The sequence below is a fragment of the Amycolatopsis sp. NPDC003676 genome (assembly GCF_053587275.1).
The window spans coordinates 14,233-33,508 of sequence record NZ_JBSFNS010000067.1 but is presented as its reverse complement, the minus strand read 5'-3'; the positions used below and the strand labels follow the sequence as shown (position 1 = coordinate 33,508).

19 protein-coding genes and 2 pseudogenes are annotated in these 19,276 nt (G+C 69.1%); 9 read left to right on the top strand and 12 right to left on the bottom strand.

The features are described from left to right. The first annotated feature begins 89 nt into the window (after window positions 1–89). The 3 genes and pseudogenes from ACWDNU_RS30255 (at window position 90) to ACWDNU_RS30245 (ending at window position 2,012) form a co-directional block, all read left to right on the top strand. A complete protein-coding gene (locus ACWDNU_RS30255) occupies window positions 90–1,433 on the top strand; it encodes a DUF4041 domain-containing protein (protein WP_449671405.1) in 1,344 nt (447 codons plus the stop codon). A 3-nt stretch (window positions 1,434–1,436) separates the two neighbouring features. Continuing rightward, a pseudogene (locus ACWDNU_RS30250) lies at window positions 1,437–1,556 on the top strand (DUF2510 domain-containing protein); the annotation flags it as partial. Between the two features lie 39 nt (window positions 1,557–1,595). Further along, window positions 1,596–2,012, top strand: a complete 417-nt coding sequence (locus tag ACWDNU_RS30245; RefSeq protein ID WP_449671411.1) for a DUF2510 domain-containing protein — start codon at window positions 1,596–1,598, stop codon at window positions 2,010–2,012. Window positions 2,013–2,052: 40 nt separating this feature from the next. Here ACWDNU_RS30245 and ACWDNU_RS30240 read toward each other — a convergent pair whose 3' ends face one another. From ACWDNU_RS30240 to ACWDNU_RS30230, 3 genes are read right to left on the bottom strand one after another with little or no spacing between them, the layout of a single operon-like run. Beyond that, window positions 2,053–2,958, bottom strand: a complete 906-nt coding sequence (locus ACWDNU_RS30240; RefSeq protein ID WP_449671404.1) for a phosphotransferase — start codon at window positions 2,956–2,958, stop codon at window positions 2,053–2,055. After that, entirely contained in the window at window positions 2,959–3,435 is a 477-nt protein-coding gene (locus tag ACWDNU_RS30235; RefSeq protein WP_449671403.1) for a hypothetical protein, read from the bottom strand. Then, entirely contained in the window at window positions 3,432–4,457 is a 1,026-nt protein-coding gene (locus ACWDNU_RS30230; protein WP_449671402.1) for a DNA polymerase III subunit beta family protein, read from the bottom strand. Before ACWDNU_RS30230 ends, ACWDNU_RS30235 begins: the two co-directional genes overlap by 4 nt. A 197-nt stretch (window positions 4,458–4,654) precedes the next feature. Between ACWDNU_RS30230 and ACWDNU_RS30225 the strand changes: the two are divergent. Then, window positions 4,655–4,768: pseudogene (locus ACWDNU_RS30225) on the top strand (tyrosine-type recombinase/integrase); the annotation flags it as partial. A 404-nt stretch (window positions 4,769–5,172) separates the two neighbouring features. On the opposite strand, the gene ACWDNU_RS30220 reads toward ACWDNU_RS30225, so the two are convergent. The 3 genes from ACWDNU_RS30220 to ACWDNU_RS30210 all read right to left on the bottom strand — a co-directional run bounded on the left by ACWDNU_RS30220 (window position 5,173) and on the right by ACWDNU_RS30210 (window position 7,480). Further along, window positions 5,173–6,018, bottom strand: a complete 846-nt coding sequence (locus ACWDNU_RS30220; protein WP_449671401.1) for a hypothetical protein — start codon at window positions 6,016–6,018, stop codon at window positions 5,173–5,175. 18 nt (window positions 6,019–6,036) lie between these two features. Continuing rightward, window positions 6,037–6,645: a CatB-related O-acetyltransferase gene (locus tag ACWDNU_RS30215; RefSeq protein WP_449671400.1), complete on the bottom strand. Its 609-nt coding sequence runs from the start codon at window positions 6,643–6,645 to the stop codon at window positions 6,037–6,039. Window positions 6,646–6,850: 205 nt separating this feature from the next. Then, the gene (locus tag ACWDNU_RS30210) at window positions 6,851–7,480 is read right to left on the bottom strand and encodes a DUF5701 family protein (protein ID WP_449671399.1); all 630 of its coding nucleotides are present in this window, start codon (window positions 7,478–7,480) and stop codon (window positions 6,851–6,853) included. 96 nt (window positions 7,481–7,576) lie between these two features. On the opposite strand from ACWDNU_RS30210, the gene ACWDNU_RS30205 reads away from it, so the two are divergent. Both ACWDNU_RS30205 and ACWDNU_RS30200 read left to right on the top strand, forming a co-directional pair. Next, window positions 7,577–8,203, top strand: a complete 627-nt coding sequence (locus ACWDNU_RS30205) for a TetR/AcrR family transcriptional regulator (protein ID WP_370935014.1) — start codon at window positions 7,577–7,579, stop codon at window positions 8,201–8,203. A 152-nt stretch (window positions 8,204–8,355) separates the two neighbouring features. Further along, window positions 8,356–9,882 (top strand): MFS transporter, encoded by a 1,527-nt coding sequence (locus ACWDNU_RS30200; RefSeq protein ID WP_449671398.1) that lies wholly within the window; start codon window positions 8,356–8,358, stop codon window positions 9,880–9,882. Between the two features lie 78 nt (window positions 9,883–9,960). Here ACWDNU_RS30200 and ACWDNU_RS30195 read toward each other — a convergent pair whose 3' ends face one another. The 3 genes from ACWDNU_RS30195 to ACWDNU_RS30185 all read right to left on the bottom strand — a co-directional run bounded on the left by ACWDNU_RS30195 (window position 9,961) and on the right by ACWDNU_RS30185 (window position 12,303). Continuing rightward, window positions 9,961–10,806 (bottom strand): SAM-dependent methyltransferase, encoded by an 846-nt coding sequence (locus ACWDNU_RS30195; protein WP_449671397.1) that lies wholly within the window; start codon window positions 10,804–10,806, stop codon window positions 9,961–9,963. A 137-nt stretch (window positions 10,807–10,943) separates the two neighbouring features. After that, entirely contained in the window at window positions 10,944–11,495 is a 552-nt protein-coding gene (locus ACWDNU_RS30190; RefSeq protein WP_449671396.1) for a cysteine hydrolase family protein, read from the bottom strand. A gap of 46 nt (window positions 11,496–11,541) precedes the next feature. Then, window positions 11,542–12,303, bottom strand: a complete 762-nt coding sequence (locus ACWDNU_RS30185) for an alpha/beta fold hydrolase (RefSeq protein WP_370935018.1) — start codon at window positions 12,301–12,303, stop codon at window positions 11,542–11,544. A gap of 67 nt (window positions 12,304–12,370) precedes the next feature. Here ACWDNU_RS30185 and ACWDNU_RS30180 point away from each other — a divergent pair, with 67 nt between their 5' ends. Next, window positions 12,371–12,790: a MarR family winged helix-turn-helix transcriptional regulator gene (locus tag ACWDNU_RS30180; protein WP_370935019.1), complete on the top strand. Its 420-nt coding sequence runs from the start codon at window positions 12,371–12,373 to the stop codon at window positions 12,788–12,790. A 49-nt stretch (window positions 12,791–12,839) separates the two neighbouring features. Here the strand turns inward: ACWDNU_RS30180 and ACWDNU_RS30175 are convergent, their stop codons facing one another. After that, complete coding sequence (locus tag ACWDNU_RS30175; protein WP_370935020.1) at window positions 12,840–13,838, bottom strand: helix-turn-helix transcriptional regulator; 999 nt, start codon at window positions 13,836–13,838, stop codon at window positions 12,840–12,842. Window positions 13,839–13,922: 84 nt separating this feature from the next. On the opposite strand from ACWDNU_RS30175, the gene ACWDNU_RS30170 reads away from it, so the two are divergent. Further along, window positions 13,923–14,297, top strand: a complete 375-nt coding sequence (locus ACWDNU_RS30170) for a VOC family protein (RefSeq protein WP_449671395.1) — start codon at window positions 13,923–13,925, stop codon at window positions 14,295–14,297. 157 nt (window positions 14,298–14,454) lie between these two features. On the opposite strand, the gene ACWDNU_RS30165 is transcribed toward ACWDNU_RS30170, so the two are convergent. Both ACWDNU_RS30165 and ACWDNU_RS30160 read right to left on the bottom strand, forming a co-directional pair. Further along, on the bottom strand, window positions 14,455–16,149 hold the full coding sequence (locus tag ACWDNU_RS30165; protein WP_449671394.1) for an EAL domain-containing protein: 1,695 nt from the start codon (window positions 16,147–16,149) through the stop codon (window positions 14,455–14,457). A gap of 439 nt (window positions 16,150–16,588) precedes the next feature. Beyond that, complete coding sequence (locus tag ACWDNU_RS30160; RefSeq protein ID WP_449671393.1) at window positions 16,589–17,497, bottom strand: SAM-dependent methyltransferase; 909 nt, start codon at window positions 17,495–17,497, stop codon at window positions 16,589–16,591. A 133-nt stretch (window positions 17,498–17,630) separates the two neighbouring features. On the opposite strand from ACWDNU_RS30160, the gene ACWDNU_RS30155 reads away from it, so the two are divergent. Then, the gene (locus ACWDNU_RS30155) at window positions 17,631–19,235 is read left to right on the top strand and encodes a thiamine pyrophosphate-binding protein (protein ID WP_449671392.1); all 1,605 of its coding nucleotides are present in this window, start codon (window positions 17,631–17,633) and stop codon (window positions 19,233–19,235) included. Window positions 19,236–19,276: the final 41 nt, after the last annotated feature.

Sequence of the window (19,276 nt, the reverse complement as noted above, 5' to 3'; positions counted from 1 at the left end):
AAATGAGCGGTAACGGTCCGATGCGGGACAGCGATCGTCAAGGGGACGTCACGGGAAGATCTCCCGCGCGCAGGGGGAAGGCATCGGAAGTGGCTCTGTTCGGCAACCGGGAGAACCCGGAGGTGGTCGCGCTGCAGCAGCAGCTGGCCGCGGCGCACGCGACGATCACCGAACTGCGTGGATGGGTCGACCATCTGCGCGGTGCGGGGACGGCCGGTCTCGAGGCGGAATTGCGAGACCTGCGGTCGGCGGTCGAGCGGTCGAAGCGCGAGGCAGCGCAGTTGACCGCGACGCGCGATCAGGTCAGCGCGGAAACCGCGAAGTGGCAGTCGAGCCTAGTCGAGACCCGGGAACTGGCGTTGCTCCAGGAAGCGGGCGTTTACGAGTACGCCCACCCTCTCGACGACGCGGTCGCGTACAAGGAAGAGCTGAAGCTGCTTCGGGACCGCATCAAGCTCGAAGCACGGGCCGACGCGGTCACGTGCCAGGTCGATTGGGCGGTGAACGGTTCGGTCAAGGAAGGCCAGCGGCTCGGGCGCGACATGGCCAAACTGATGTTGCGCGCATACAACGCCGAAGCGGACAACGCGGTCCGCGTGGTTAAGCCGCACACCCGGGAGTCGGTGAAGAAACGGCTGACGACCACGCGGAATACGATCGGGCGGCTGGGTGTCCTTATGCGCATCGCCGTGTCGGACAGCTACCACCGGCTCCGGCTCCGCGAGATCGACCTGACCGCGGATTACCTGGCGAAGGTCGAAGCCGAGCGCGAACAGGCGCGGGCGGAACGCGAACGGCTTCGCGAAGAAGCCAAGGTCATGAAGGAAATCGAGCGCGAACGAACCCGGCTCGCGAAGGAACGCGCGCACTACGCGACCGCTCTTGCCAAATTGGAGGCGAAGGGCGATTCGGAGGGCTTGGCCCGGGCACGAGAGCAGATGACAGCTGTCGACGAAGCGATCGCTGGCGTCGAGGCGCGTGCCGCCAACATCCGGGTCGGGCATGTCTACGTGATTTCCAATGTCGGCGCATTCGGCCCGGGTGTGGTCAAAATCGGCATGACCCGGCGCCTTGAGCCGCTCGACCGCGTCCGTGAACTCGGTGACGCCTCGGTGCCCTTCCGGTTCGACGTCCACGCACTGGTCTTCTCCGAGGACGCCGTCGCGTTGGAAACCGTTCTGCACCAACGGTTGAGCCACAAGCGCGTGAATCTGGTCAACTTGCGCCGGGAATTCTTCTACGCGACCCCGGCAGAGGTGAAGGAGCATTTGATCGCTGTCGGCGACGCGCACGTGCTGGAATACACAGATGTCCCGGAGGCAATCGAATGGCGGGCATCGGACCCGGGACGGCGCGACGCCCGGGAGGCGTTGGTGTCGGTCACCCCGTCCGCTTCCGCTGACGGCGATCTCAGCGACGACGGTGGTGAGTGAATCGTGACTCGCCCACCGGTATCGGCGCGCCCGCCGGCTTGGCTGCCGGATCCCCTCGACGACACTTTGGTCCGCTACTGGGATGGCCGGCGCTGGACTTTCCACACAGCCGTACGGCAGACCGCGGTCCAACCTGAGCCCGCGGCAGCGCCGAGCGCTCCCGTGCGAGCGCCGGAATTGCGCCCGGACATCGCGAGGGCAGTCGGCCGAGTCAGCGGCCTGCTCGCCGGATCCAGGAAGGAGATCGCCCTCCTGGCGGACTATCTCCAGCCGGAGGAAGAGGTTCTGGCCTTAACCGGTGCACAAGGCGACGGGCTCGGCGTCCTTGCCTGCACGAACCAGCGGCTGCTCTTCCTGTTCGTCGGGCTGGTGCGGCGCCAGCTCCTGGAAGTGAGCTGGAACCAGGCCAAAGCCGCGGTGTACGACCGGTCGACTAAGAATCTCGCGGTGTACACGACGAAGCCCACCAAACGCGCAGTTCCGGCGATGTCCGTCCGGGTGGCCAACGTCGCGGATGCGGCCACGCTTCTCGAAGCGGCTGAGACTGCTTCAGCCGCACCTCGGCTCGATGTCGTTTAGGACTGGCTAGGCGCGTCAGGCCTGGTTTTTGTGCTAGAACTCAGGCGTTCGCGAGACGAAGACGTTCAGCAGCCTGCTCCCGAAGCGCCTCGCCGCAGATCGGCGGATCGCCATGCAGCGCTTCCCATCGGGCATTGTGCGCCGCTGGCCACAAGCTCGCCGCCCACGCGACTTCCTGTTCGGCCAAGGAGAATCGGCGACCTCGGAAGTCCTGATAGGACTCCAGGAACGCCGCGGAGCTCTCGATCGGAGCCAGCGTCGGCGGGGTTGTGCTCGGGAACATCCCGCTCGCCGCTCCCGCCAGTGCTGCTTCCGGTTGCCATGCCAGGCTGTCCCAGTCATGTACGGTCCAGCCTTGGCTGGTATCCCAGCGGAGGTTCTGCGCTTCGAAATCCCCATGGCCGAGGACGTTCGGCAGATCAGCGGCGAGCAGTCTGCGGCGGGCCCGGTCTGCCGTCTTGGTGACCTCCTCGGGCACGAAGCGCTGGTCTCGTTCGTCCAGGAAGTCGATCGCCGGCCACAGACCGGGGTCGGCGTGGTCCCAGCGCAGCCAGCGTGGGTTCGGCAGCGGCGGCTTGACGGAGACCCCGGCGAGAGCGGTCAGCAGCACGGCGAATAGCTCGGCATAGCGCGCGGCAACGTCCGGCGAGTCGCCCGAGATTACCTCGCCGCCGGGGCGGTATTCCTCGGCATGCACGGCCAGGGAACCGACTATGACGGCCGAGGTCAACGGTCGTGCGCACGGGAAGCCTCGCTGAGCCAGCTGCGTTTGCGCCGCGACGCAGGCGATGGCACGGCCGTCGTCCGGGCGGGCCTTGACCACGACCTTCCGGCCGTCTTCGAGGCGCAGGCCGTGCACTGTCGAGACCTGGCGTGCCTCGAACAGTACGTCGACCGGCTCGGCCCCGAGGTGCGTGCGGCACCAATCCGACAGCCATGGTTCCAACTATTCGACTCCCGGTGCCGTCGTGCGTCGTTCGGTGGACCGGCGTTCGATCGCCTCCGCGACACCGTCGATCGCCCGTCGGATCATCGCACCGTACTCGTCGTCGGAGAGTGCGTCCTGTCGTTTTCGCGCTGCCGCGATTTGCTCCGTCGCCGCGGAGAACGAGCCGAGGCGGCGGAAGTTGTCGGCCAGGTTCAAGTGCAGCGACGGGTAGAAGCCTTCGATGCGGAGCCCGGCGTCGTGCGCTTGCACCTGGTCGTCGGTCACTGTCGCGGCGGCGTCCAGGGCTCTGACATCCCACACCAGTGCCTCTGCCGGGTCAGTGAACAGATCTGCTTGGTAGTGGGCGAGAACACAGCGGTAGAACGGATCACCGCCCGGTCCGATCTCGTCCCACAGCTCCTGCAGACGCGCCCGCGCGACGTCCGTGTCGCCCGCTCGGCCCTGCGTCACCGCGGCGGTGATTTCGGCCATCATTCGGCATTTCCTTTCACTGGCATGGCAAGGGTGGTCAGGTCGCCGTCATCGGCTGAGCGCACGACGACCGGCAGGTGCGGGGCCGCGACGTCCAGCATCACGTCCGGACCGACAGCGGTGCTGATCGCCGGGTGCAGCGTGCTCACGGCGAAGGAGAGCGAGATCGGTGGGCCCGTGACGTCCGCGGGGATGGATTCGGTTCCCACCTGGACGGCCGCGGCCGAGAGGTCCACCTGGACTTGCGGGGTGTAGTGGCGTTCCAGACATGCCACGAGCGCGTTGCGAGATATCACTGCCCGTGTAAGGACTTCTGGCAGCGAAGCCAGCATTTGCCGGTAGTCGGGGAATTCGTCGGCGACAGTGCGGCAGGTTCGTGTCCCGTCGTCGCCCTGGAAGCAGAACTCCTCGCCCCGGACGCTCAGCCGCAGTTCGTGCTGACGGCGCGTCCACGGCATCGCGAGCCGCAGGTCGTCGGCGTCGACGGTCGCGGTCCAGCTGGACGCGCTCGGTTCGGCCGGGACCAGCGTGCGGGTCGAGAGCCGGTACCGGTCGGTGGCGGTGAGCACGATCGCCTCCGGGGAGACTTCGAGGTGCACGCCATTCAGTACCGGCAGGTCCTGCGACGTCGCGGTCAGCACCTGCTCGACGGCAGCGGTGAACATCGGCCCGGTGAACTGGACCGACGGTGCCGTCGAGCCCAGCGTGGCCTTCACCGCCGCGGCGATTTCCCGTGCCTGCTGCACCTGAGATACCAACCCGGCGACGTGGTCGTCGATGATCCGCGACGCCTCGGCCGGTTCCGCGGCTAGGACCGCGCCGACCCGTTCCAGCGGCAGGCCGATCTCCCGCAACCGCCGGACCAGCAGCGCGGCCGGGACCTGGCCGGGGGAGTAGTAGCGGTAGCCGGACTCCTCGTCGACCCGGATCGGCCGCACGAGCCCCGAGTCGGCGTAGAAGCGCAGCGCGCTGGCGGTCAGGCCGCAGCGGCGGGCGAACGCACCAATGGTGAGCAGATCGGACACCTGCCCATCATCGGGCTTCAAGCAGCTTGAAGGTCAACCCGGAGCGCTTGGCCACGAGATTTCCCCCATTGCGCTAGGACGGACGGATGAGCGACCCGATCGAGGAGGCGGCGCTGTACGGCGGGACGGCGACCGAGATCGCGCTGTCGGCCGAGGGCACCATCTCCGCCGGACGGCTGGCGGCCGGTTGCCCACCCGTGCGCGACCTCGCCGCACGGCTCGCGGTGAGCCCGGCGACGGCACGGCGGCCGCGCAAGGACTCGCCGCACACCACTGCCGCTTACCGGTGCGATCTCGCCGGGATCACCTCGTAACGGTGCCTGCCGGACCCTGCGCAAACGTGGCCTCTTCGCAGCCGCCGGTCGCGCTGGGACGCGCGTGCTCGAACGGAGCGCGCCGACGAACCGCGCTCTCGGCGCCCTGGTCGGGCCAGGCCAATGCTGGCCTGAACAGGGCGCTGGGCCATTGCTGGCCGGGCCGGGGCGCTAGGCCAATGCTGGCCAGGCCGGGGCGCTAGGCCAATGCTGCCCTGACCAGGGCGCTAGGCCATTGCTGGCCCGACCGGGGCGCTGGGGCCATTGCTGGCCCGATTCGTGCGCTGGGCCAATGCTGGCCAGGCCGGAGCGTTAGGCCAATGCTGGCCGGGCCAGGCCGGGGCGTTAGGCCACTGCTGGTCCGATCCGTGCGCTAGGCCAGCGTCGACCCGATTCGTGCGCTAGGCCAGGGTTAGCGCGTCGTCGATCGTGGCGTCCAGGAAGGCTAGGGTGTCGCGTCGTCGCGCCAGCGGATTCCGGTAGCTGCGCCGGCCTTCCGCTCCTTCGGTGCGCAGGCTCAAGCTCTCCGCGATGATGCGCTGCCACCGCGAGTCGAATTCCCTTGCCGCATAACGCCCCGCGCCGCATTTGGACGTCATCTCTCCGGTGGCCAGCAGATGGTGCAGGCGGCTCACCCCGAGCACTGCCCACACCGGGAACCAGGGGCTCATTCCGACCGCGAGCGACAACGCGCTGGCGCGCCGGTTCTTCTCCCACCACGGCCGCCAATAGCGGCTCAGGTTGTCGACAGTGAACGCGCGCAGCGCATTCTGGTCCGCCCAAACGTCCATAGCGGACGGTTCGGGTCCGCGCAGTGCGATCCCGCGGCTGGCGAGTTCGCAGAACATCACCGGGTTGAGGCCGTCGCGCGCCGCCTCGGTGAAGCGGCCTTCCTGCGCGCACGGAACGTCCGGGCAGGCATCCGGTCCGGCGGCGAGGTCGGCCCAGGTGAGCACGGCTCCGTCGAAATGCGGTTTCGGGAACTGGGCGACCGTCGTGCCATGTGCCAGCGCCAAGGCCAGCGCCTCGATCTCGCCGGGTTCCGCGCGTCGATCGGTGACCGCGACGAAGTCGATGTCGCTGGACGTGCTCAGCCGCCCTCGTCCGGCGCCGCGGGCGTGGAAGTCGCCGAAGCAGACCGAGCCGACCAGGTAGAACCCGGTGACCAGCCCCGGCGCGACTCGGTCCACTGTGGACAGGAACAGTGCGGTGCTTCGGCGGACTTCCTCTGGTATCTCAGCGGGCACGCCTGCCACGTTACCGAGTTACGCGAGTTCGGCCGCCGCCTTCGCCAGTTCGTCGACGCTGCCGGACATGACCGTGCGGACGTGCTTGGTGAGGTGCGCCAACGGCCAGTCCCACCACGCGATCGCCAGCAGCCGTTCGACGTCCTCGTCGCTGTGCCGCCGCCGGATCAGCTTCGCCGGATTGCCGCCGACGATGCCGTAGTCCGGCACGTCGTCCACCACGACGGACCCGGACGCGACGACCGCGCCGTGCCCGATGCGGACGCCCGGCATGACCATCGCCCGGTAGCCGAGCCAGACGTCGTTGCCCAGCACCGTGTCGCCGCGCCCGGGAAGGCCGGTGATGACGTCGAAGTGCCCGGCCCAGTCGCCGCCCATGATCGGGAACGGGAACGTCGACGGCCCGTCCATCCGGTGGTTCGCGCCGTTCATGATGAACCGCACGCCCTCGCCGAGCGCGCAGTACTTGCCGATCACGAGCTTCTCCGGGCCGTAGTGGTACAGCACGTTGCGGGTCTCGAAGGCGGTCGGATCGTCCGGGTCGTCGTAGTAGGAGAAATCGCCGACGTCGATCAGCGGCGACGTGACCAGCGGTTTCAGCAGCGCCACTCGCGGCTGTTCCGGCATGGGGTGCAGGACGTTCGGGTCGGGGAAAATGGGAACACTCCTCGGAGTCGGGGTCTCAGCGGCAGGCGGCGGCGGACCCGAAGCTCAGCCAGGTGTGCCGATTGCCCCCGCCAGCGCCTCTCGGGGTTGGTCGAGCATCGGGTGCAGAACGGTCGGGTCTGGGAAGTCGGGGGTCTCGTCTCTCCTCGGTGTCGGGGCTGGTGTCTCAGCGGCGGGCGGTGGTGGACCCGAAACCCAGCCAGGTGTGTCGGTTTCCCCACCAGCACCAGCCGACCTTCGGGGCGTTGCGGCGTTCGCTGCCGTCGCGGCCGGTGCCGTTGCTGATCCACAGCGCCGGCGTGCGGGTGTCGAACTTGCCGTTCTCCTTGCGCAGCCGGGAGCCGATGGTCATGAAGCAATGGTTGCGCTCGAGCACCGACGGCTGCTGCAGCACCCAGTGGATCCCCTCGGTGAGCAGCAGCGGACTGCGCCCGGCCTTGGTGATCGCGGGCAGCGCCTCTTCGGGGCTCCAGTTCCCCATCTCGTCGCCGCGTTCGATGCCGGCGACCAGGTACAGCGGCGCGTCGGGCAGTTCGACGTCGCGCGGCGCGAACTGGTCGACGTCCGGCATGTCCGTGACGACGAATCCGGCTTTGCCTTCGCGGCGCAGCAACGGCGTGAGCGCTGACGCGGGCGCCCGATCCGGGTGGATCGCCAGCAGTGCGCCGTCCGCGTCGCTGTGGGCTGCCGCGAAAGTGCGCAGGTCGGCGGCGGAAAGCTGCGCGATTTCGGGCACCCCCAGCGCGATCAGGTGCTCCGCCTGGTCCGCGAGCGACGGGAGAGCGGCGATCGACAAGTGGTTCTCCTTCAGGTTATGTTTACGTCGGTAGTAAAAGTATGCCGAGACCCAGAACTGCTGTCAAGGTAAAATTACGTCGGAGGTAAGTTTTTGATGGAGCTAGGCCTGCGGGAAGCCAAGAAGCAGGAGACGCGCCAGCTGATCTCCGACCACGCGACGCGGCTGTTCCTGGAGCAGGGCTTCGAGGAGACGACGATCGCCCAGGTCGCGCAGGCCGCGCGGGTCGCAAAGAAGACGGTGACCAACTACTTCGCCCGCAAGGAAGACCTGGTCCTGGACCACCAGGAGGAGTTCGTCGCGACCCTGGCGGCCGCGGTGTCGGCGCGGGAACCAGGGGAGTCCGCGCTCACGGCGCTGCGGCGGGCGTTCGAGGCCGCGGTCGCCGCGAAGGACCCGGTGGTCGGGTTCGCGGGGCTGGAGTTCACCCGGATGATCGCCGAGAGCCCGACGTTGTCCGCGTGCCTGCGAGGCCTGCACCGGCGGCGGGAACGGGCCCTGGCCGACGCGCTGGCGGACGCGACGGGCAGCCTCCGCTCGGACATCACCGTCCGCACGGCGGCCGCGGTGCTGGGGGCGGTGCACCACAGCCTGTTCGAACGGATCGAGGAGCTGACTCTCGCCGGACGGCCGGACGACGAGATCGCGGAGACGGTCGCGGCGGAAGCGCGGAGGGCGTTCGACCTGCTGGAACCCGCGCTCGGCAACTACGCGGTGGCCTGACCCCGCAGGGGAAGACCGCAGGAGCCCAGCCGCGCTCAAGCACCGGCCCAAAAAAGTTTTCCCCGGGATGTCGATCCGCCAGCACCCCGATCGTCGCGTCAGTGAGAGCAGTCAGCGAGACCGCCGACGAGACGACTTCAGGGGAGAGAGCAATGAGTGCAGGACGACGCGAGTGGCTGGGCCTGGCGGTGCTGGCCTTGCCGACCGTGCTGTTGTCGCTGGACATGAGCGTGCTGCACCTCGCGGTTCCGCACCTCGCCGCGGACCTGCGGCCGTCCAGCACGCAATTGCTGTGGATCATCGACATCTACGGCTTCATGATCGCCGGGTTCCTCGTCACGATGGGCACCCTCGGCGACCGGATCGGCAGGCGGAAGCTGCTGATGATCGGCGGCGGCGCGTTCGGGCTCGCGTCGGTCGCGGCGGCGTTCTCGACCAGCCCGGAGATGCTGATCGGCGCGCGGGCGGTGCTCGGGATCGCCGGGGCGACGCTCATGCCGTCGACGCTCGCGTTGATCAGCAACATGTTCCCGGACCCCAAGCAGCGCGGCACCGCGATCGCGGTGTGGATGAGCTGCTTCATGGGCGGCATGGTGGTCGGCCCGGTCGCCGGCGGGTTCCTGCTGGAGCATTTCCGCTGGGGTTCGGTGTTCCTGATGGGCGTTCCGGTGATGATCCTGCTGCTCGCGACCGCGCCGAAGCTGCTGCCGGAATACCGCGACACCTCCGCCGGACGCCTCGACCTCGCCAGCGTCGGCCTGTCGCTCGCCGCGATCCTGCCGGTCATCTACGCGCTCAAGGAAATCGCCAAGAACGGCTTGTCCCTGACCGAAATCGTCGTGCTCGCCGCGGGGCTCGCGGTCGGCGCGGTGTTCGTCCGGCGGCAGCAGCGGCTCGAGCACCCGCTGCTGGACCTCCAGCTGTTCCGGGTGCGCGCGTTCAGCGCGGCGGTGGCGATCATGCTCGTCGGCGCAGTCACCATGGGCGGAGTTTTCCTGCTGGTGAGCCAGTATCTGCAGATGGTCGCCGGGCTGAGCACGGTCGACGCCGGGCTGTCGCTGGTCCCGCAGGCGCTCGCGGTGGTCGTCGGGTCGATGATCGCGCCGCGGCTGGCGCGCCGGTTCCGTCCGGAATTCGTGCTGGGCTTCGGAATGCTCGTCGCGGCGGGCGGAATCCTGTTGTTCACGTTGGCCAGCGGGCCTGGCGGTGTGACATTCGTGGTGCTGGGCATGTCGGTCGCGAGCTTCGGGATGGGACCGCAGGGTGTGCTGTGCACCGAAATGGTGGTCGGCTCGGTCCCGCCGCAGCGCGCCGGTGCGGCTTCGGCGATGTCGGAGACCAGCGCGGAATTCGGGATCGCCATGGGGATCGCAGTGTTCGGCAGCGTCGCGACAGCGGTGTATCGCAACCACATCGCGGTTCCGGCGCACGTGCCCGCCGCGGCGGCCGCTCAGGCGACCGACAGCATGGCCGGTGCGATGGCGGCGTCGGCGAGCTTGCCCGGCGCGACGGGGGAGCAGTTGCTGGCCACGGCACAGGATGCGTTCACTTCGGGGCTGCACACGGTGGCCGGGATCGGCGCGGCGATTGTGGTGGTGTTCGCGGTGATCGGGATGGTCGCGCTGCGGCGTTCCCCGGCGGCGGCGAAGGCGGAGGAACCGGTGCCGGTCGCGTCGTGACAGACGAAATTGGGCCGGTGTTCCAGCCGAGCTGCTAGCTCAGCCGGAGCACCGGCCCATTGCAAACCTGTTGTGCCGTCAGGGTTTCCGTGCGACCCCGACCGCCACGATCCGCTGCGCGACCGTCGGCTCGCCCAGCAGCGGGCCGTCCGGCCACCATTCGACCACCGGCACGATTTCCGCGGGCTTGTTCGGTCCGCTCGGGATCAGCTCCATGTCGTGGAACAGTTCCTTGATCTCGGCGCGGGTGCGGGACGAGACGTCCTTCATCGATCCGTTGTGGACCGATTCGATGATCCCCTGCACCGCTTCGTCGTCCTCGGAGCCGTCGTGCGCGTCGAGCAGGTGCGAAATCGCCACGTACGAACCGGACGGGAGCCGGTCGATGAATTCCTTCGTCACCTTCGCCGGGACGTCGCGGTCGCCGGTCTGGTGGTGCAGCGCGAGCAGGAACAGGACCGCGATCGGCTGGTCCCAGTCGAGGTGCTCGTTGACCGTCGGGTGGTCGAGAATGCTGGGCGGGTCGAAGAAATCCGCCTGGATGTATTCGGTGAACTCGTTTTCGTCGAGCAGCGCCCGCCCGTGGCTGGCCACCACCGGGTCGTAGTCGACGTAGACGACCTTCGTCTGCGGGTCGGCCCGTTGCACGATCTGGTGCACGTTTTCCGCGGTCGGCATGCCGGACCCGCAGTCGATGTACTGGCGGACGCCCGCGTGATAAGCGAGGAACCGGCAGATCCGGGTCATCAGATGCCGGTTGACCCGCGCCGTCTCCGCGATGTCCGGCATCACCCGGGCGGCTTCCCTGGCGACCTGGCGGTCGATCTCGTAATTGTCTTTCCCGCCCAGGAGATAGTCGTAAACGCGCGCCGCGCTCGACTGGTTCGGGTTGACCCCCGGCGGTGCGTTGACTGCGTCGGCCACGACGCGTACCTCCCGCGTGCTGACACGGTGATAGTTGCCGTACTGAGAGTAGCGGACTTCGCCGACGTCGCGAAACCGGTGCCGCCCGGATGTCAATAAGGCTTATTTCACCGCGCTGACCAGCGGCGAGAGCGCGCTCACGCGACCCCGCCGGTCCACTCGGCACAGGACACGACCTCGAATCCCCGGCTGGGGAACACTTTGTCCAGCAGGAAGTCGTTGACGGCCTGGTCGCCGTCGGCGCATCCGTCGCGCAGTACGGTCACCTGGTAGCCCCGGTCCGCCGCGTCGTAGCAGGTCGCGGTGACCATCGCGCTGGTCGCGACCCCGGCGACCGCGACGTGGCTGATGCCCCGGGCACGCAGCACCAGGTCGAGATCCGTTCCGGCGAACGCGCTGGCCCGGCGCTTGAGGACGACGACGTCCTCTTCGGCGACCGGCAGCGTCAGTTCAGTGCCCGGCGAACCTTCGTGGAAAGCGTCTCCGGCGTCGAAAAAGGAGCGGTACAGCGCGCCGTCCGGCAGGTCGGTTCCGTTGTCCCGCATGGCGAAATGCACGAATACGACGAGTGTGCCGTTTTCGCGGGCCCGCGGCAGCAGGTCCGCGAGCGGCGGCACGGCCTGACGGGCGAACGGGTAGCCGTCGGTGATGCCCCGCTGGATGTCGCCGACGATCAGTGCGGTGGTCATGAGAATCCCCCTTGTGCGCTAGCCGCTATTTAACCCGCAGTCGCGATCACGCGTCGAAGGCGAGCAGCGCTTCGAGCAGTTCTTCCGGAGTTTCGACCTGCGGCAGATGTCCCGTGCGAGGAAGCACGGTGAACGTCGAGCCCGGGATCGCGGCGGCGTACGCCGCGCCGTACCGCGGGTCGGCGATGCGGTCGCTTTCGCCCCACAGGACGTGGACGGGGATCTCGGCTTTGCCCAGTCGTTCGGCCAGGGTCGGGTCGGTCATCGCGGGACCGGTGTAGCCGACCAGTGCCGCGACGTCCGGGCTCGGGCCGCTGCTGCCGGGCGGCGGGGTCGGCGCCTTCGCCGGGTCGTGGAACGAGAACTGCTGGATTTCGGCGACCGTCTTGCCGCGGACGTCGGCCAGCGGATGGCCGTCGACCTCGATGCCGATGCCGTCGACGACCACCGCGCGGCTGACTCGCGGGCTGTGCTGCAGGGCGATTTCCGCGGCCAGCCAGCCGCCGAAGGAGTTGCCGACGACGGTGACGTTCGAGACGTCGAGGTGGTCGAGCATCGCGACGTACGCCTTGGCCAGCGCGGTGACGTCGGTGAGCTCGGCGGCTTTCGGTGTGCCGTTGAAGCCGGGGTGGGTGGGCAGCAGCACTCGCGAACGCGTGCGTCCGGCCAGCAGGTCGGCGAAACCGGCCATCGTCGCGACGCCGCCTCCGCCGTGCAGCAGCAGGAAGGTCCGGGTGCGGTCGTGGTCCTGGACGGCGATCTCGACCGGGCCGGCGGACTGGAACTGGAGGATCTCGGAAGAAGTCATATCAGGAACCTTATATAAGGAAGCTTATATAAGCAACCTGTCTTGAAACGGGGTAGGCTCCTCGGCCATGAAGTACCGCCACGCCGACGTCGCCTTGGCTGTCAAGCGCCTGCAGCACCGCCATCACCGCGCGCTGAGCCAGGCGTTGCAGCCGCTCGGCCTGTCGCTGGTGCAGTGGGATACGTTGCGGCACTTGGACAATCACCCGGACGCGTCGCTGCACGACCTCGCCGTGCTGACCTTCCAGACCGACCAGTCCTTCGGCACGCTGGCCGCGCGCATGGTCGACCGCGGCCTGATCGAGCGGGTGCCCGGTCCGGGCCGAGCGGTGCGGCATCGGCTGACGGAGAAGGGCGCCGAGCTGCGGGCGGCGGGGCAGGAACTGGCGGATGTGGTGGTGAAGGCGTCGTTCAACCGGCTGTCGGCGGCTCAGTTGAATGAGCTGGGCGCGTTGCTGGACGTCGCGCTGGAGTCTGATCCGGCGTAGCCGGGGGAGCCAGCGCGGGTCCGACAACGCGGCGACGGCTGGCGGGCGCTTAGCTGGCCGAGTCGGGTGTGTTGTCGGCTACCGCACGCGGGCCTGCTCCGGCGTAACCGGTCAGCCGGTCGGCGAGGGCGCGCATCTGGTCGCGGAGGGCGGCTGGCTGCTCGATGACGAACGGCCGGTCCAGCGCGGCGAGCTGGGGCGGGATCCAGTCGAGGCGTTCGGCCCGGATTCGCGCCCGCGTCCACGGGCCGTCCGCCTCCAGAATGGCGATCGACGGCGGGAACACCGCGCGGATCTCCTCCGCGGTCGCGTCGATCCGCACCGCTACGTCGTGCCGGTGCGGTGCTTCGGCGATGCCGCTGAGCACCTGCTGCATCGGGTCGAAATCCGCTGGGGCGCTGAAGGTTCCGTCCTGCGGTTCGGCCCGTTCGATGCGGTCGACGCGGAAGGTGCGCACCTGTCCGGCACTTGAGTCGAAGCCGGTGAGATACCAGCGGCCGGAATGTGCCACGACACCGTACGGCTCGACGACGCGTTCGCTGGCCCGGCCGTGTGCCGCGGTGTAGGCGAGTTTGACCGGCCGCTGGTCGCGCGCTGCCTCGGCGACCGCGAGGAGCACTTCGGCCTCGGCGGTGAGCGCGGCCCGCGCGGGTGCGGTGAAGTCGGCGACCTCCAGCAGTGCGTCGAGCCGACGCCCGAGCGCCTCGGGCAGCACCCGGCGGACCTTCGCGACGGCACTTTCCGCGGCCGCGACCGACGTGGTGACCAGCCCCGCGCGGCGACCCGCGACCAGGCCGAGCAGGACTGCGAGCGCCTCCTCGTCGGTGAGCATCAGCGGGGGCATCCGGTAGCCGGGCGCGAGCCGGTACCCGCCGTAGCGGCCGCGCACGGAGCGGACCGGAATGTCCAGGTCGAGCAGGTGCTCCACGTACCGGCGGACAGTGCGCTCGTCCACGTCGAGCCGCCCGGCGAGTTCGGCGACAGTCCGGGTGCCGCCGCCCTGCAGGATCTCCAGCAGCGCCAGCACGCGAGCGATCGGCCGGGTCATGCGGAAAATTCTCGCAATACCGGGCGGATCCTGTCCACTATTGCTTCTAGCGTGGCCACCAAGCAACGAGAGAGGAATTGGGCCGTGCAGTTGACTTCCGTCCGGATCATCACCGGTGACATCGACCGTCTGACGTCCTTCTACGAGCAGGTGACCGGGCTCGTGGCGAGCCGCCCGGCGAAGCAGTTCGCCGAGTTCGTCGGCGAGACCGCGACCCTGGCGATCGGCAGCGCCGAGACGATGGCGCTGTTCAGCGCGGGCGCGGCGGTGCCGGAGTCGAACCGGACCGTCATCCTGGAATTCCAGGTCGAGGATGTGGACCGCGAGTTCGCCCGGCTCCGGCCGCTGCTCGCGGAGGTGGTGCAGGAACCGACGACGATGCCGTGGGGCAACCGCTCGCTGCTCTTCCGCGATCCGGACGGCAACCTGGTCAACCTGTTCGCGCCGCAGACGGTTTGATTTGCCGCGACTTCGTCGCGGCGGAGAAATCGCCTTCATCCGGTTTCTTCCCTCCCGATCCGCTCGGCCTGGGGCCGAGCGGATCGCTCAGTCCAGAAACCGGGGCGATTTCTCGGTGGGGTCGGGCGAGGGAGCGGACGGCGCGAGAGCTGCCTGACTATTGCTGAGACAACAGCATCGGCGACCGGCCGTTCTTTTCCTTGCCACCGCGGAGAATCTGCGCCCGTCCGGCGCCCGGCCAGCTGTTGACCCAGCTCGACCCCGGGATCTCCTTGGCCTGTTTCTTCAACGGCGCCAGCAGCCGCGCGCTTTCGCGGTACGAACCCGCTGAGGCACCGGTCTGGACGAGGCTCGCCAGCGAGAGCGTGACCGACACGCCGTCGGCGGACCAGCCGTGGCCGAGGACGGCGTCGGCGAGCGAGGTGATGTCCTCGACGCCGCAGACGACCAGGAAATCGTCGCCGCCGACGTGGCCGACGGTGACGTCGCCGAGCCGCCGGGCGTGGTCGGTCAGTGCCCGGCCGATGGCGCGGATCAGGTCGTCGCCCGCGGCGAAACCGGCGGTGTCGTTGAGCCGCTTGAAGTGGTCGATGTCCAGCCAGGCCACGACAAACGGCCGTCCGGCGTCCGCGCGGCGGGCGACGTCCTGGGCGATCGCGTCGCTGCCGGGCAGCCGGGTGAGCGGGTTGAGCGAGACCGCGGCCTCGACCTTCACCGCGGCCATCCGGCGCATCACCTCGTTCGGCCGCACCACGCCCTGGTACCGGCCGGACGCGTCGGTCACGACGAGGTCGTCGCCGCTGTGCTCGGCTCCGCCGTCGGCGATGATCTCGAGCAGTTCGCGGGTGCCGGTGTCGATCCGGACCAGCCGCGGCGGGCCGGCCAGTTTCGCGGCGGGTTTCCCGGCGTACAGCGCGTGCCCGTACCGGCCGGTCACCGCCAGCAGGAAGCGCATCCGGTCGATCGTCCATTGTGGACGCGCCTGCTGGTCCAGCCCGACGATGGCCTTCGGCGCGTGCTCGGCGGACAGGATCGCGTGGACGTCGTCGCACGTCGCGTCGTCCGGCAGGGTTTTGGCCTGGCGGAGGAATTCGGGGATCCGCAGTCCGGCGGCGGGCGAGACCGCCATGGTGCCCGGCTGGTCGCCGCGTTCGGCGGTGGGCAGCACGCGTTCCGGGGCGGCGGTGGCGAACAGATTCCCTTGCACGAGACGGATCCCGGCGCGTCGCGCGACGTCGAGTTCCGCGTCGTTCTCGATGCCGGTCGCGACGAGCCGCAAATCGGTCTGGGTGGCGAACTGCACCAGCGCCTCGACGAGCGCTACGGTCGCCGCGTTCGCCGGGAGCCGGCGCAGCGTCGCGCGGTCCAGCTTGATCATCTCGATCGGCGCTTCGGCGAGGAGGTTCATCGGCAGGCCCGCGGCGCCGAGCCGGTCGAAGGCCAGCCGGAAGCCGAGGTCGCGGAGCCGGTGCAGGCCCCGCAGCAGGGTCCCCGGATTCGGGAGGGCGAGCGGGGCGGTGACTTCCAGCACGACGTCGGCCGGACGGCGGCCCGCGCGTTCGAGGGTCTGCAGCAGCGGGATGAACCGCTCGGCGGGCGCGCTGGCGGCGCTGGCGCTCAGGTTGAGATGCAGCGACACCCCGGCCGCGGTCGGCGGGGCCGCCGCGGCCGCGCGGGCGGCGAGGTCGAGGTCGGCGTCGATCAGCTGGGCCTGGTCGCCCGCCGCGTCGAGGAGGTCCTGGACCCAGCCCGCCGCCGGATGTCCGACCGCTTCGACTGCGACAGCCGAGCCGCTGTAGAGGCTGTACAGCGGCTCGAAGGCGAAACGGACCTGGTCGGCAGGGGCGAGCACACGCAAATCCTCGCCCGGAACGCACGGATCTCCACAAAACCGTTATCTCCCGTTGACCTGCCCGGCGCGCGGACGAACCGGAAAACTCTTCGGGATCGGGTGCTGTGCTTGGGATTCGCGACCGCGCGGGGCAAACCCGCGGTATGGCCCGTGACTACCATCACAAATCGGCTACGGACCAGGTGTGACCAGGCGTGATGGCTCGACCACCGGCGATGCGCCAACGGCGGGGAGGACGCGGCGGTACGTGAGGGGAACCCTGAGGGAATCAGATTCCCTCAGGGTTCCCCTCATGTACGCGCGGAAGCGGCCCCACTCTGACCCCCGGCAAGAGCCGCGCCGACCCCATCGACCCGAGCAGATGCACCTCAACCGCACCCATGACGTCGCCTTAAGACCCTGGCATCGGACTCAGAGCCCCGCACGGAAGGTCGAGGCACTAGCCCAATACGCCGGTGATGTACCGAAGGTCGCCCATGCGCAGATCGTCGTCCTCAAGCGGCGGCAGGCCATTGGCCGCGAGCAGTTCCCGGACGGTGCTTCCTTCCACCGCCCAGCCGAGGTCGGCCAGGTAGGGTGCCGCTTCGTTGCGCTCGCCGAAGTAGCGCAGCCTCGTCATGTCGGTGTCGAAACCCTCGCCGCGCCATTGCTCGGAGATGCGGTCGAGGCGTTCCTTCGTCTTGTCCTCGTCGCCGGGACGCGGGTTGGGCCGGTTCTCGGTCGCGACCCGGCTGCCCGGCGCGCTGAGTTCGGTGATGGTGTCCAGCAAGCGATCTTGGGCTTCGGGCGGCAGATATCCCAGCAGGCCCTCGGCGCTCCATGCGGTCGGCCGGGCCGGGTCGAAACCGGCGGCGCGCAGTGCGGCGGGCCAGTCCTCGCGCAGGTCGACGGCGACCGCTCGCCGGTCGGCGGTGGGCTCGGCGCCCAGCTCGGCGAGGGTGCGGGCTTTGAACTCGACCACCGGCTCCTGGTCGATCTCGTACACCACGGTCCCGTCCGGCCAGAGCAGCCGGTAGGCGCGGGAGTCCAAACCGGACGCCAGGATCACGGCCTGGGTGATGCCCGCGCCGGCCGCGGCGAGGAAGAACTCGTCGTAGAACTTGCCGCGGATCTTGGCCGCGTCGATCCAGATCTGCCCGACGAGAGTGCCGGAGGTGGTCTCGCCGGACGCCAGCTTGGCGAGCAGGTCGACGCCGACTGCCTGGACGAGCGGTTCGGCGAACCGGTCCGAGAACAGCGTGCTGTCCTCGCGGGTCGCGATCGCCCGCGCCGCCGCGGCCATGGTCGCGGTCGCGCCGACGCTGGACGCCAGGTCCCAGGTGTCTCCGTCGTGCCGGGCAGAAGTCATTGAGCCGCCTTGCCTTTCGCCGGGTGTCGACCGCAACCTACTCCGATCCCGACACCGTGTCGCACAGTTCGCCAGGTTTCTTCCGCCGCCGCGTCGGAGCGCCCGGCCCGGCGTGCTGCGTAACGTGCCGGGCATGACGGCTGCCGCGCGGTTGCTGGAAACCTTGGCGCAGTGGGGAATCGAGCACGTCTTCTGCTGTCCCGGCACCAGTGAGATACCAGTACTCAACGCTCTTGCTGCCAGGCAAGGCGGACCCGAGTTCGTGCTGACCACCCACGAGGCGATCTCGGTGTCCATGGCCGACGGTTACGCGCGTGCCTCCGGACGGATCGGCGTCGCCTACCTGCACACGAACGTTGGCGTCGCGAACGGCCTGGCGCATCTGTACGCGGCGCAGGTCGCGCGCAGTAGCGTCGCGATTCTTGCTGGGATCAAAGGGACGGCGACCCTCCCGCACCGCGCGTTGACGACTTCGCCGCGGTTGCTCGAAACGGCCGCGCCATACGTAGGTCATGCCTGGCAGAACCTCCGCGCGGAGGACCTGCTGGAAGATCTCAGCCGGACGCTGTGGCACACCACGGTCGTTCCGGAGCAACCGGCGATTCTCACGATCCCGCAAGACCATCTGGCCGCCGAACCTGGCGTCGCGCCTCCGGTCCGCCGGGGTGCGCGGCAAGGCCCGGCCGCGGAAGCGGTTCGACACGCGAGCGCGCTGCTCGACGCCGCGCGGCGGCCGGTGGTCGTCGCGGGATCGGACGTCGCCCGCCGCCGCGCTGAGACGGACTTGGCGAGGTTGGCCGAGCGGCTCGGCGCGCCGGTGTTCGTGGAATCCCGGCGGGACCTCGAACGGTGGTCGTTCCGTACGGATCATCCGCACTACGCCGGATTGTTCGAGCCTCGCGCGCCGCTGCTGGCGGAGGCCGATCTGCTGGTGCTGGCGGGCATGCCGACGCCGCTGGAGTTCTCGGCCGAGGTCGCGGCGCTTCCATCCGGCGTCCCTCTTCTCCATCTTTCCGAAGACGCTGCCGAGCCTGGCCGCCGCTACGTTCCAGCCGGGGCGGTTGTCGGCGACACCGCGGCGGTGCTGCGCGGACTGGCTGAAGGGGTTCGCGCGCCTGCACGGGTCGAATGGCTCTCGCGGGTGCGGAAGGACAGCGAAGCCCGGCGAGCCCGTTGGGAGGCCGAAGTTCCGTGGGACGGGGAGTTCAGCGCTGCGCTGGCGATGCGCACTCTCGCGGACGTCATCGGCGGGGAACGGCTGCTGGTCCTCGACGCGGTCACGTCGACGCTGCCGTTGCTGCGGTTTCTCCAGCGCACGCGGGCGGATTCGCTGTTCGCCACCGCTAGCGGCTCGCTCGGCTGGGGAATGGGCGCGGCGGCGGGAGTGGCGATGGCGCGTCGCGAGCGGGTGCTCGCGGTGGTCGGCGACGGGGTGGTCCAGTTCGGCGTGCCCGCGTTCTGGACCGTCGTGCGGTACCGGCTGCCAGTGACATATCTCGTGGTGAACAACGGAAAGTACCAAGCCGTGGTCGCCGGTCTGCGGAAAAGCGGAGGCGAGCGCGAGGAGTATCCGCTCACCGACATCAGCGGCGTTGAGATATCAGCGTTGGCGCAGGCGTTCGGCATGAAGGCGACGACGGTCGACGACACCGACGGGCTGCGGGCCGCACTCACCGAGGACCCAGGTGACGGCCCGCGGCTGATCGAGGTTCGCGTGAACGACCGGCTGTGGCAGTGAGTCCGACACCGTGTCCAGTCGCGGGCGCGGGATTTGCGTCG